We start from the raw sequence: 12,468 nt of genomic DNA, 5'->3' as shown, positions 1-12,468 counted from the left end.
CCAGACAAAAACAGCGCCCCATCGGGGCGTTTTTTTTGTGCAAAGAATTGCCGGCCCTGACATCTTTCTGTGACATGAGAGGATTAGCCCCCTAGCCTACGGTTGTAGTCAACACTTTGGGGGACACCATGACACATCTGATTTCGCGCCGTACGTTTCTGGCGACCACAGCGACATTTGCAGCCCTGCATCCCTTCAGCCTGCGCGCCGCGGGCAACCAGGCGCATCTGCGCATCATGGAAACCACGGACCTGCATGTGCATGTCTTTCCCTATGACTATTACGCCGACCGACCCCGCGATACGGTGGGCCTGGCCCGCACCGCGTCGATCATCGAGAGTATTCGGGCCGAGGCCACCAATTCCATGCTGATCGACAATGGCGATTTCCTGCAGGGCAACCCGATGGGTGACTACATCGCCTATGAGCGGGGAATGAAAGAGGGTGACAGCCATCCGATCATCACCGCCATGAACACTGTGGGTTTTGATGCCGCGACGCTTGGCAATCACGAATTCAACTATGGCCTCGATTTCCTGATGAAATCACTGGCCGGGGCCGACTTCCCCATTGTGTGCGCCAATGTCGCCACCGAACAAGGGGCTGCGCCCGCCGCCGACAAAACCCTGGTGCCACCTTTCGTGATCCTCGACCGGTCGGTCACGGACGGTGACGGCAATGCGCATATGGTCAGAGTTGGCCTCATCGGCTTTGTCCCGCCGCAGGTGATGAACTGGGATCGCCGCCATCTGGAAGGGAACGTACAAGCCCGCGACATCGTGGACACGGCCCGCGCGCTGGTGCCCCTGATGAAAGAGCAAGGCGCCGACATCATCATCGCGCTCAGCCATTCGGGCATTGGGGCGGCCGATCACGTGGATGGGATGGAAAACGCTTCTGTTCCGCTGGCTGCTATTGACGGCATCGACGCCGTCCTGACGGGTCACCATCACCAGGTCTTCCCCTCTCCCAGCTATGCCGACATGCCCGCCGTTGATGTGGCCGGCGGCACAATCCACGGCAAACCCGCAGCCATGGGCGGGTTCTGGGGGTCGCATCTGGGCTTGATTGATCTGATGCTGGAACGCGATGGCAGCAGTTGGCGCATCGTGAACCATACATCCGAGGCGCGGCCAATCTCCAAGCGCAACGAAGACCGTTCCATCACCGCCCTGGTCGAAAGCCAGCAGAACGTTTTAGACAGCGTGCAGGCCGATCACGATGCCACGCTGGCCTATGTGCGCCGCGCGGTGGGCAAGACGGATGCGCCGCTGCACAGCTATTTCGCGTTGGTGGCTGATGATCCATCGGTGCAGATCGTGTCGATCGCCCAAAGCTGGTATATCAGCGACATGATGCAAGGCACCGAATACGAGGGGCTGCCAATCCTTTCTGCGGCCGCCCCGTTCAAGGCCGGTGGTCGCGGGGGGCCGGAGTATTTCACGGATGTGCCAAAAGGCGATGTGGCGATCAAGAATGTCTCTGACCTCTACCTCTACCCCAACACGGCCCGTGCGGTTCTGGTAACGGGGGCCGAGGTCAAGGACTGGCTCGAACGCTCGGCAGGTATGTTCAATCAGGTGACGCCAGGCGCGGCTGATCAACCGCTGCTAAACCCCGATTTCCCATCCTACAACTTTGACGTGATGGACGGGGTGACCTATCAGATCGACCTTAGCCAACCGTCGAAATTCGACCCCAAGGGCAACCTGATCAACGAAGGCGCCAACCGGATCGTGAACCTGATGTATGATGGCGCGCCGATTGACCCGGACGCGCAGTTCATCATCGCCACCAACAACTACCGCGCAGGTGGTGGCGGGAACTTCCCCGGGGCCAAGGGCGACAGTGTTGTGTTCGAAGCGCCCGACACAAACCGTGACGTGATTGTGCGCTATATCGTGGACCAGGGCACGATCAGCCCGCGCGCCGATGCCAACTGGTCCTTCGCCCCCCTGCCCGGCACATCCGTCCTGTTCGAGACCGGTCCAAAGGCTGCGGACTATGTGGATGATGTGCAAGGGGTAACGATCGAGCCTGCCGGCGACGGGCCGGACGGGTTCGCGCAATTCCGCATCTCGCTCTGACTGCGTTTTGCAATTGCAGGGCGCGGTTGGCCTCGCTATACCGCGCCCCAGTGGACCCTTAGCTCAGCTGGATAGAGCGCTGCCCTCCGAAGGCAGAGGCCAGAGGTTCGAATCCTCTAGGGTCCGCCATTAATCGCGAAACAGGTGCAAAAATCTCCGTAAGGCGTACCTATTGGTACGCCTCTGCTGGTTCACCCAAAAAGATCGTGGGCCAGTTCAAGCGCTTCGACCAACGCATCCACCTCGCCCTTGGTGTTGTACATCCCAAAAGACGCGCGACAGGTGGCGTTCAGCCCCATATGCGCCATCAGCGGCCCGACACAGTGCTGGCCTGCGCGCACGGCAACCCCCTTTTTATCCAGGATCGTCGAGATGTCATGCGCATGCCCGGCCCCGTCCAGGGTAAAGGAGAAAATCGCGCCCTTGTCGGGGGTTGTACCCTGGACCTGCAGCCAATTGAGACCACCCAAACGTTCCACCGTGTAGTCGCGGAGCGCGTCCTCATGGGCGGCAATGGCCTCCATGCCATGGCCCATCATATAATCGAGCGCCACGCCCAGACCGATGGTCTGCACGATGCCTGGGGTGCCCGCCTCGAACTTCATCGGCGGATCGTTGTAGATCACGGTGTCTTTCGACACTTCCTTGATCATGTCTCCGCCGCCGATAAAAGGCTGCATTTCGGCCATACGCTCGGGCCGCACATGAATGGCGCCAGAGCCCGACGGGCCATAAAGCTTGTGACCGGTGATGGCATAGAAATCCGCACCAATGTCTTGCACGTCCACAGGCATGTGCACCGCGGCCTGGCTGCCATCAATCAGAACTGCAACACCTTGTGCGCGCGCGCCGGAACAAATCGCCTTGACGTCGACCTTGGTGCCCAAGACGTTTGACATGTGGGTCACGGCAATCAGCTTGGTGTGCGGGGTGATCGCATCAAGCACAGCTTGGGGATCAAGCGCACCTGTGCTGTCCACATCGACCCATTTGATCACCACACCTTGCCGTTCGCGCAGGAAATGCCAGGGCACGATGTTGGCGTGATGCTCCATCACTGACAGGATAATCTCGTCGCCCGGCCCCATGCGCGGCATGGCCCAGCCATAAGCGACCATGTTGATGCCCTCAGTGGTGCCCGAGTTCAAAACAATCTCATCCTCGGAGGCTGCATTGAGAAAACGGGCAATCTTGCCCCGCACGTTCTCGTAATTCTCGGTGGCGAGGTTGGACAGGTAATGCAGGCCGCGGTGCACATTGGCATATTCCTCGGCATAGGTGCGGGTGATCGCGTCGATCACCACCTGCGGCTTTTGGGCCGACGCACCATTATCCAGATAAACCAGCGGCTTGCCGTTTACCTCGCGCGACAGGATCGGGAAATCGGCACGCACGGCCTCTACATCAAACATTTGTCAATCCTCCGGCGGTGAGCCCCATCATGGTCACCAGCAACATCAATCCCAACAAGAGGCCCGCCATCACTGCGAGCAGGATGCCAAAAGCCCGAAAAAGCGAGTCGAGGCGCAAGGCCGCACTGATGAAGTGCAAGAGCAGCCAGAAACCCACGATGGCCACGCCCAAGGCCACCAGCCCGCCCAAAACCGGCACGGCCAACGACAACAACAACACACCCGCCTGCGCCGCCGCACGCAGTGCCTGCAACCACGTCAGCAGCGCCAGCATGTCAGACAGGCTGCCCCCGCCCCCCATCGCCCGGCCTGCCCAGAACAGCGCATGCACCGTCACCACAAGCCCACCCGCGATCAGCACAAAGAGCACCAAGGGCCGTTCCAGCAAGGCCAACATCGGCACCGCCTGGGCGGTCGCCGGGTCCATCTGTGCAGGTGCGATAAAATTTGCCGTTCCGGCCAGAAATGCATTGGTCGCTGTGACGGCGATCAAGGCAAGGTAAAGCTCGGTCCGGCCCAAATGCCAGTCCATGATCTGGCGCGCCGTCGCCTGCGGGTCGCGCAGCGTTGCCAAGGCAAGTTCTGCCCAGAACTTCATGCGCCACGCTCCTGTGCGAGGCTTCCGCCGATCCAGAACCAAAAGAATATCACGCACCACAGCAAGCCCACGATCTGCAATTCAAGGCCCGGCCCGATAAAACCGGCGGTCAGCCCATGCAGCAAGATCAGCGGCGACGAGGCCAAGAGCGCCCAAAACAGGGCCAGTCGCGCGCCATAGGCGCTGCCCTTGCCGCGCAGGATCATGCCAATGCCGCGCGCGACAAATGCGATGATATACATCAGCAAAGGCGCAATGATCACCCAGGCCATCAGCGTTCCGCCCAAGAGCATATCCAGTTCCTGGCCCGTCAAATGTGCCTCGCGGGACAGTCGCGGCAATTGGGCAATAAAGATGATGATACACGCGCTCATCAGGTACATGAGCGCGCGATCCTCACGCTGACCCAAGGACAACAGCCGCGTGATCACGCGCCCCGGTCCCCGATAGGTCGCGGCGATATTGCTGGTGATGGCCATGTCAGCCCCGGTGCCGCTCCAACCAGCCTTCCAGCTGCTCAACCAGCGCGTCGCGCAGGCCCTCATCCTCGATCTCGTTTACCGCTTCGGCAAGAAAGGCGAGGGTCAGCAGGTCGGTCGCAATTTCGGTCGGCACACCACGCGAGCGCAGGTAAAACAGTGCTTCCTCATCAATGGCCCCCGACGTGCTGCCATGCGAACAGATCACGTCGTCGGCATAGATTTCCAGTTCTGGCTTGGCCAAGAACTGGCTGTCATCGTCCAGCAAGAGCGACTGGCTGATCTGATAGCCATCAGTCTTTTGTGCCCCTGCCTTGACCAGGATCTTGCCCTGAAACACGCCAACGGCCCCGTTGCGCAGCACCTTCTTGAACACCTGGCGGCTTTCGCAGCGCAGTGCATCATGGGTGATGAACACGGTGTCGTCATGGTGGAAATCGCCGTCGCCCACGCAGGCCCCCGCCACATGGGCAATTGCGTCGTCGCCGGTCAGTTCGATCACACAATCATTGCGCGTGAGCCGCCCATTGACGGTGAGCGTAAAGCTTTTGAACGTGCTTTCGGTGCCCAGACGGGTGAAAATATGCGTCGCTGCATGCCGTTCATGATCCCGACCCTGGGCGCGCACATGGTGAAAGGCCGCCGTGTCGGCCACGTCAACTTCCATAACCTTGTTGAACCGGGCCGCAGCCGGGCCTGTTTCCAATACGGTCAGTTCCGCCCCTGCGTCCAGCTTGATCACATGGTGCAGGATCGCCTCGGAGTTTTCGGCCCGATGATGGTAGACAAGGTTAATGGGGCGCGGTGCCTTGCCTGTCACGTGGATCAGGATGCCATCGGTGGCAAAAGCCGTGTTGAGCGCGCCCAAGGGGCGTGCAACCGGGGTTTGGCCGCTCTTTTCCAACTGGCCATAGAGCGAACCCGCCCAATGGATGTCTGCACTGGTATCAGCCAACCGGTCGATGGTGACATGCTCCATGGCCAGATCATCAGAGGCCTCGGCATCAAATACGCCATCGTTGAATACGATGCGCAGCGCGTCGATGTTGGAGAATACCTGCGCTTCGCTGGTCTCCAACACGGCGGCGGACGGCGTTTCAACCTGGGTCAGAACGTCGGGTCGGGTGAATTTCCAGTATTCATCCCGCCGGTTGGGCAGGCCCATCGCCCGAAGGCGGGCCAACGCATCGGCGCGCGCGGCATCCGACCACCCACCTTGGGGCATCGACAGCGCGGCAATCCGCGCTTCAGTCGTGTCCATTTTTTCTGCTGGAGCCGCCATTACGCCACCTCGGCCAGAATGTCAGCATAGCCGTTGTTCTCGACCTCAAGCGCCAGTTCGGGGCCACCGGTTTTCACGATGCGACCGTCAGCCATGATGTGCACGACATCCGGTTTGATATGGTCCAGCAGGCGCTGGTAGTGGGTGATCACAAGAAATCCGCGGCCCTCGCTGCGCAGCGCGTTCACGCCGTCGGCGACCAGCTTCATCGCGTCCACATCCAGGCCCGAATCCGTTTCGTCCAGGATGCACATCTTTGGCTCCAGCATCGCCATTTGCAGGATTTCGTTCCGCTTTTTCTCGCCGCCGGAGAAGCCCACGTTCACCGGGCGCTTGAGCATATCGGCATCGATCTTGAGTTCCTTGGCCCGCGCGCGGACCACTTTGAGGAACTCTGCGGCGCTCATCTCCTCTTCGCCGCGCGCTTTGCGTTGGGCATTCACGGCGGTGCGGAGGAAGGTCATGTTGCCTACCCCGGGGATCTCGACGGGGTATTGAAAGGCCAGGAATAAGCCCGCGGCGGCGCGCTCTTCCGGCTCCAGCTCCAGCAGGTCATCATCACCCAGATGCGCCTCGCCGCCGGTCACTTCATACCCGTCACGGCCCGACAAGACGTAAGACAGCGTCGACTTGCCCGAGCCGTTGGGGCCCATGATCGCATGCACCTTGCCCGCCTCGACCGTGAGGTCGACGCCTTTCAGAATTTGCTTGTCTTCTTCTTCAAGTTTGACGTGCAAGTCTTTGATCGTCAGCATTTTTTCTTCCTTAGTTCTTCTCGCCCAAACGGGCGGTTATCCCAAAACGACGGCCGTGCCAGAGACACTGACCATCAACATACTGTCGCCCACCACCTCATAATCGAGATCAATACCCACAACGGCATTGGCCCCAAGAGCAGCGGCGCGTTCTTCCAATTCATGCATCGCGGTGTCGCGCGCATCCTGCAATTTCGATTCGTACGCCCCCGACCGGCCCCCGATGATATCGGTGATGCCCGCAAAGAAATCGCGGACCACATTCGCCCCCATGATCGCTTCTCCCACGACAATGCCGCGGTAGTCAGTGATCTTCATGCCCTCAACGGTGTTCGTGGTGGTCAGGATCATGTGTCGTCCTCGTCTTCATGCCCATAAAGTCGCGCAACCGTCTTCTGTACGCCAACAGCCACCGCCACCGACATCATCAACAGCGCAAACCATACCCAGAACGAGGTCAGCGCATCAGGATGTGCAATCGCAGCAGCGACAAACCCCAAGATGAACACGATGGGAAAGACCAAGCCGCCCTCGCGCGTGCCATCCGTGTCGGAAACGGTATGACGCTTGATCCTTGCCTGTTCCGGCGCAGGGGAGGTAAGACCAACCATCACTTGCGCGCCTCAATCTCGGCCAAGGCTTGTCGCACCTCTTCTTCGGAGCGCGCGTTGCCGGTTGGGGCGGTGTCGTCAGACTTGGTGAGAACAAGCAAGGCAGCTCCCGCGGCAAAACTCATCGCGCCGCCGATGGCAAAAGCCAGTGCAAAGTCGGGGGCAATCAGGATGCTGAATAGCAGCCCCAAAAACCCACCAACAATGACAGCCAAGAACATGCGCCCGGGAACGCTTGCCCCAGCGCTTCGGGCTGGCGTTGCCGCGGCGTCCGCCTTGGGGTGCGTAAATGTGCGCACAACCATGCTATTGTCCTCAAGACCCGCCATGAGTTACCCCACCGACCCTTCCAGGGAAATCGCCACAAGCTGCTGTGCTTCCATGGCAAATTCCATCGGCAGGGCCTGCAATACGTCCTTGCAGAAACCGTTCACAACCAGTGCCACCGCCTCTTCCTCGTCCATCCCGCGTGAGCGGCAATAGAACATCTGATCATCGTCCACCTTCGACGTCGTCGCCTCGTGCTCCACCCGACTGCTGTTATTCTTGACCTCAATATAGGGCACGGTGTGCGCCCCGCATTTGTCGCCAATCAACAGCGAGTCGCATTGCGTATAGTTCCGTGATTCTTTGGCTTTCGGGTGCATCGAAACCAACCCGCGATAGGTGTTCTGGGCCTTTCCCGCAGAAATCCCCTTGGACACGATGCGCGATTTGGTGCGCTTGCCCAGATGGATCATCTTTGTGCCGGTATCGGCCTGCTGCATGTTGTTGGCTATGGCGATGGAGTAGAACTCGCCCTGGCTGTCATCCCCGCGCAGAATGCAGGACGGGTATTTCCACGTCACGGCAGAGCCGGTTTCCACCTGCGTCCACATCACCTTGGCCCGGTCCCCCCGGCAATCGGCGCGCTTGGTCACAAAATTATAAATGCCACCCTTGCCGTTCTCGTCGCCGGGATACCAGTTTTGAACGGTAGAGTATTTCACCTCGGCGTCTTCTTCGATGATGATCTCGACGACCGCCGCGTGTAGCTGAGCAATATCACGTTGGGGCGCGGTACACCCTTCCAAGTAGCTGACGTAGCTGCCTTTATCGGCGATAATCAGGGTCCGTTCAAACTGGCCAGTATTTTCGGCGTTGATACGGAAATAGGTCGACAGTTCCATCGGGCAACGTACGCCCGGCGGTACATACACGAACGACCCGTCCGAGAACACGGCAGAGTTCAGCGTCGCGTAGTAATTGTCGGAAACCGGCACAACGGAACCGAGATACTTCTTGACCAGTTCCGGATGATCCTGAATCGCTTCGGAAATGGAGCAGAAGATAACGCCTGCCTTGGCCAATTCATCCTTGAAGGTCGTTCCCACCGACACCGAGTCAAACACAGCATCCACTGCAACCTTACGGGGCGCGTCGGTCAGGTCTTCGGCACCCTCAACGCCTGCCAGAATCATTTGTTCTTTGAGCGGAATGCCCAGTTTGGCGTATGTTTCTAACAGCTTGGGATCGACTTCATCCAGCGACTTGGGTTTGACCTCCATGGATTTGGGGCGGGCGTAGTAGTACTGGTCCTGAAAATCGATCTCAGGATAATCGACCATCGCCCATTTCGGCTCGTCCTTTTGCAGCCAGCGTTCATAGGCAGCCAGACGCCATTCCAGCATCCACTCCGGCTCTTCGTTCTTCTCAGAGATCAGCTTGACGATATCGGGGGACAGACCCTTGGGGGCATATTCCATCTCGATATCGGTTTCCCAGCCGTATTTATAAGCGCCGCCAACCTCACGAACCGCGTCAACGGTCTCTTGATCGACACCGTCCTTGACCATCACATCATCTACGACATTGTCCATATCAGACATTCCTCTCGCAATTTCGCGGCTCAGGCGGCCCGCGCCTGGTGTTTCTTCAACTTCTGCGCCCACGTATCGGCAAAGCGCATGACATCTTCTTCGGTCGTCTCAAGTCCCAGCGACACACGGACCGCATTGGCCGCAATATCTCCCAGACCCATCGCCTCAAGCACGCGGCTGGCCTTGACCTTGCCGCTGGAACACGCCGAGCCCGCCGAAATGGCAAAACCGGCCAGATCCATCTGCATCACTTGCGTCTCGCCCTTCCAGCCGGGTGTAGCAAAACAGGTGGTGTTGGGCAGGCGCAACGCCTCTTTCCCGACAAAAATAGTAGCATTTGACGCCGCAGCAAGGGCCGTTTCTAGAATATTTCTAAGTTTCTCCACTGCCGCCCATTTTCCCGCATCTACATCGCGTTGCGCTGCTTCCGCGGCCGCCCCGAAACCGGCAATTCCAATCACGTTCTCAGTGCCGGAGCGACGACCCATTTCCTGGCCGCCCCCACGTAACATCGCAGTCGGGTCGTCGACAGTGAAATTAATAAGCGCACCGACACCTTTTGGCCCGCCCAATTTATGCGCTGACAAAACCGCATAAGACGGGCGTTTGTCGCCGTTGTATTCAATGGCTGCTTTACCCGCTAACTGGGTGATGTCGGTCACGACTGCAAATGGCACTGTACCGGAAATCAGAGCATTGATTTTTTCGTCAGTTGGAACCGATTTAAACATCAATCCCGTTTCACTGTTTGCGGCTGACATTGCGACAAGCGCCTGATCAGAGCGATCTGGCGACCACTGTTTCTCTACAGGCTGCAAGACCCAATCCATCATCGCGAAGACCCCCTTCGCCCCGTTTCCTGTCATGGCACCGTCCGCACCGTATGGTGCGCAGATGTCCGCTTCGCTCCAGACATGAAAACAATCATGCTCCGTACCAAACGCAGCAAAGCGCCCACCATGTTTGGCTTTTTGAGCGATGGCCAATGCAGCAGCCTCTGTTGCAGACCCGGTAAAGATGACCTGCGTCGGCTCACAGCGAACAAGCGCCGCGACCTGTGCCCGCGCCCGCTCCACAACGGCTTTGGCGGCGCGCCCTTCGGCATGCACCGATGAAGGATTGCCCATCACATCCATGGCGGCGATCATCGCGTCCCGCGCCTCAGCCCGCAAAGGCGTGGTGGCGTTATGATCAAGATAGACACGGCTCACGACGTCCATCCTTCTCTTCTTAAGAAATACTCCGGGGGTTTGGGGGTTGGCCCCCAATCGACATCAACCATCATCAACCACCGCAAAAAGATGCGGAACCGCAGGGCACGGGGCCAATTCGTTCTGGATCACATCCGACAAGCGGGTCTGGTGCAAGAACACATAGACATGTGCCGACAATCCTTCCCACAACCGATTGGTCAGCGATTGCGCCTTAGAGCCTGACGCAGCCCCGGACGCCCCGGCCCCTTTGTGCATCGCATCCACCTTTTCATCGACAGCCGCCAGGATATCGGAAACGCGAATGTCCGACGGGGCCTTGGCTAGGCGATATCCGCCCCCTGGACCACGCACCGAAGTCACCAGATCAGCACGGCGCAACTTTACGAAAAGCTGCTCAAGGTAGGGCAAGGAAATATCCTGACGGGCCGCGATGTCGCCGAGGCTCACAAGTGTGTCGGCAGGCTGCAACGCAATATCGCTCAGCGCCACCATCGCATATCTGCCTTTGGTTGAAAGCTTCATAGCAGCACGCCCCCAATTGACCTTGCAGGCCAGAGGCCATACATCCCTTGCCACACGGGCGAATACACCCCGACACGACATTTAGAAACGTTCTAAAGTATCCGATCAAATTCGTCAAGAAATCGGATTGCACAAAACGACGCCAAAGAAACGACGAGGACACCGCACATATGCCCGAGGTCATTTTTCCCGGACCCGAAGGCCGCCTCGAAGGCCGCTATCACCCTCAAAAAGAACGTGATGCACCGATTGCCATCGTGCTGCATCCACATCCGCAGTTTGGCGGCACCATGAACCACAAGGTTGTGCACCGCCTGCACTATGCGTTCTACAACATGGGTTTTACCGTGTTGCGGTTCAATTTCCGCGGCGTTGGCCGCAGCCAGGGTGAATATGACCAGGGCATTGGCGAGCTCAGCGACGCGGCCTCGGCGCTCGATTACCTGCAATCGATGAACAACAATTCCAAGCATTGCTGGGTTGCCGGTTTCTCCTTTGGGGCGTGGATCGGCATGCAACTGTTGATGCGACGGCCCGAGATCACAGGCTTTATCAGTGTCTCGCCACCCGCAAACATGTACGACTTTTCGTTCCTGGCGCCCTGCCCGTCCTCGGGTTTGATCATCAACGGCACAGCCGACCGCGTGGCGCCGCCCGCCGATACCGAAGGTCTCGTGAGCAAGTTGCACGAGCAAAAAGGCATCACGATCACCCATACCCAAATCGAGGGCGCTGGCCACTTCTTTGAAGAACCGCATATGGACACGTTGATTGATCACACGACCGACTACGTCAAGCGCCGCCTGACGGAAACGACGCGGTAATGGCCGATCCGGTTGTCGTCGAATTGGCCAACAAGCTGGCCGAAGAATGCCTCGCCGTTCAAGGCGAAGTGGGCGATGACCGCTTGTTCATGAAAGTGGGCGAGGTGCTCGGCGCTTCGTCCCAAACCCTCGAAGAGGCGTTCTTGACGGCGGTGCGCACACGCATGGCAAACGACGCTGGCCGCCGGTTTCTGGCTCAGCAGCTCAAGGCGCATCGCGCGGCAAATCCCAAAACGTGACGCGTCTCGACCAGCAGATCGCGTTTCTGGATGAGGCAGACAAGCTGAAATCCGTCCTTCGCGCCACGACACTGGCCGATGGCAGTCGCGCCGAAAACAGTGCCGAACATTCCTGGCATCTGACACTTTATGCGCTGGTGCTGGCCGATCAGGCAGGCCCCGACGTCGACATCAACCGCGTCATCAAAATGCTGATCCTGCACGATCTGGTAGAGATTGACGCGGGCGACAACCCCATCTTTGGCGATCTGGATCACGCAGCCATTGCGGCGCAGGAACAAGTGGCTGCCGACCGCATCTTTGGCCTGTTACCGGGCGATATCGCGGCCAACTTGCGTCCGATCTGGGAGGAGTTCGAAGCCGCCGAAACCCCATCGGCACAATTCGCCAAGGCGCTTGACCGGTTCCAACCCCCAATGCTGAACCTCGCCTCGGGCGGTGGCAGCTGGACCGACTATGACGTGACCGAAGACATGATCAATGCCCGTGTCGGCACGAAAATTGCGATGGGTGCGCCGGCCCTCTGGGACTACGCACGTGCGCGGATCGCCGCGTTCTTTGCCAACCTCGCCTAAGGGCCGCTCAA

Annotated in this window: 15 protein-coding genes and 1 tRNA gene; 5 read left to right on the top strand and 11 right to left on the bottom strand. The window is 59.0% G+C overall.

The window, feature by feature from the left end:
* Positions 1-128: 128 nt before the first annotated feature.
* Positions 129-2,087 carry a bifunctional 2',3'-cyclic-nucleotide 2'-phosphodiesterase/3'-nucleotidase gene (locus Q1A44_RS16680; RefSeq protein WP_299627536.1) on the top strand — a complete coding sequence of 653 codons (1,959 nt, stop codon included), beginning with the start codon at positions 129-131 and terminating at the stop codon, positions 2,085-2,087.
* 52 nt (positions 2,088-2,139) lie between these two features.
* Positions 2,140-2,216: transfer RNA gene (locus Q1A44_RS16675), tRNA-Arg, on the top strand.
* A 62-nt stretch (positions 2,217-2,278) separates the two neighbouring features.
* Here Q1A44_RS16675 and Q1A44_RS16670 read toward each other — a convergent pair.
* From Q1A44_RS16670 to Q1A44_RS16620, 11 genes are all read right to left on the bottom strand, one after another.
* A complete protein-coding gene (locus Q1A44_RS16670; RefSeq protein ID WP_299627534.1) occupies positions 2,279-3,499 on the bottom strand; it encodes a cysteine desulfurase in 1,221 nt (406 codons plus the stop codon).
* Positions 3,492-4,097 carry a YIP1 family protein gene (locus Q1A44_RS16665; RefSeq protein ID WP_299627532.1) on the bottom strand — a complete coding sequence of 202 codons (606 nt, stop codon included), beginning with the start codon at positions 4,095-4,097 and terminating at the stop codon, positions 3,492-3,494. Before Q1A44_RS16665 ends, Q1A44_RS16670 begins: the two co-directional genes overlap by 8 nt.
* Positions 4,094-4,576, bottom strand: coding sequence for a YIP1 family protein (locus Q1A44_RS16660; protein WP_299627530.1), 483 nt, complete (start codon positions 4,574-4,576; stop codon positions 4,094-4,096). Before Q1A44_RS16660 ends, Q1A44_RS16665 begins: the two co-directional genes overlap by 4 nt.
* A 1-nt stretch (position 4,577) precedes the next feature.
* Positions 4,578-5,858: a SufD family Fe-S cluster assembly protein gene (locus Q1A44_RS16655; RefSeq protein ID WP_299627528.1), complete on the bottom strand. Its 1,281-nt coding sequence runs from the start codon at positions 5,856-5,858 to the stop codon at positions 4,578-4,580.
* Positions 5,858-6,613 carry a Fe-S cluster assembly ATPase SufC gene (sufC, locus tag Q1A44_RS16650; RefSeq protein ID WP_299627526.1) on the bottom strand — a complete coding sequence of 252 codons (756 nt, stop codon included), beginning with the start codon at positions 6,611-6,613 and terminating at the stop codon, positions 5,858-5,860. Before sufC ends, Q1A44_RS16655 begins: the two co-directional genes overlap by 1 nt.
* Before the next feature lie 36 nt (positions 6,614-6,649).
* Positions 6,650-6,964, bottom strand: coding sequence for a heavy metal-binding domain-containing protein (locus Q1A44_RS16645; RefSeq protein ID WP_299627524.1), 315 nt, complete (start codon positions 6,962-6,964; stop codon positions 6,650-6,652).
* Positions 6,961-7,224 carry a hypothetical protein gene (locus tag Q1A44_RS16640; protein WP_299627522.1) on the bottom strand — a complete coding sequence of 88 codons (264 nt, stop codon included), beginning with the start codon at positions 7,222-7,224 and terminating at the stop codon, positions 6,961-6,963. Before Q1A44_RS16640 ends, Q1A44_RS16645 begins: the two co-directional genes overlap by 4 nt.
* Positions 7,224-7,529 carry a hypothetical protein gene (locus tag Q1A44_RS16635; protein WP_299627520.1) on the bottom strand — a complete coding sequence of 102 codons (306 nt, stop codon included), beginning with the start codon at positions 7,527-7,529 and terminating at the stop codon, positions 7,224-7,226. The genes Q1A44_RS16640 and Q1A44_RS16635 overlap by 1 nt, the downstream gene beginning before the upstream one ends.
* A 27-nt stretch (positions 7,530-7,556) precedes the next feature.
* Positions 7,557-9,092: a Fe-S cluster assembly protein SufB gene (gene sufB / locus Q1A44_RS16630; protein WP_299627518.1), complete on the bottom strand. Its 1,536-nt coding sequence runs from the start codon at positions 9,090-9,092 to the stop codon at positions 7,557-7,559.
* Between the two features lie 20 nt (positions 9,093-9,112).
* Positions 9,113-10,294, bottom strand: a complete 1,182-nt coding sequence (locus tag Q1A44_RS16625) for an aminotransferase class V-fold PLP-dependent enzyme (protein ID WP_299627516.1) — start codon at positions 10,292-10,294, stop codon at positions 9,113-9,115.
* A 63-nt stretch (positions 10,295-10,357) separates the two neighbouring features.
* Positions 10,358-10,819: an Rrf2 family transcriptional regulator gene (locus Q1A44_RS16620; RefSeq protein WP_299627514.1), complete on the bottom strand. Its 462-nt coding sequence runs from the start codon at positions 10,817-10,819 to the stop codon at positions 10,358-10,360.
* Positions 10,820-10,989: 170 nt separating this feature from the next.
* On the opposite strand from Q1A44_RS16620, the gene Q1A44_RS16615 reads away from it, so the two are divergent.
* From Q1A44_RS16615 to Q1A44_RS16605, 3 genes are read left to right on the top strand one after another with little or no spacing between them, the layout of a single operon-like run.
* On the top strand, positions 10,990-11,643 hold the full coding sequence (locus tag Q1A44_RS16615; RefSeq protein ID WP_299627512.1) for an alpha/beta hydrolase: 654 nt from the start codon (positions 10,990-10,992) through the stop codon (positions 11,641-11,643).
* Entirely contained in the window at positions 11,643-11,882 is a 240-nt protein-coding gene (locus Q1A44_RS16610; protein ID WP_299627510.1) for a hypothetical protein, read from the top strand. Before Q1A44_RS16615 ends, Q1A44_RS16610 begins: the two co-directional genes overlap by 1 nt.
* Complete coding sequence (locus Q1A44_RS16605; protein WP_299627508.1) at positions 11,879-12,457, top strand: HD family hydrolase; 579 nt, start codon at positions 11,879-11,881, stop codon at positions 12,455-12,457. Before Q1A44_RS16610 ends, Q1A44_RS16605 begins: the two co-directional genes overlap by 4 nt.
* Positions 12,458-12,468: the final 11 nt, after the last annotated feature.

Origin of the sequence: uncultured Tateyamaria sp. (assembly GCF_947503705.1) — a bacterium.
Taxonomy (GTDB): domain Bacteria; phylum Pseudomonadota; class Alphaproteobacteria; order Rhodobacterales; family Rhodobacteraceae; genus Tateyamaria.
The sequence above is the reverse complement of the archived record's forward strand: the minus strand, read 5'-3'. Positions and strand labels throughout refer to the sequence as shown.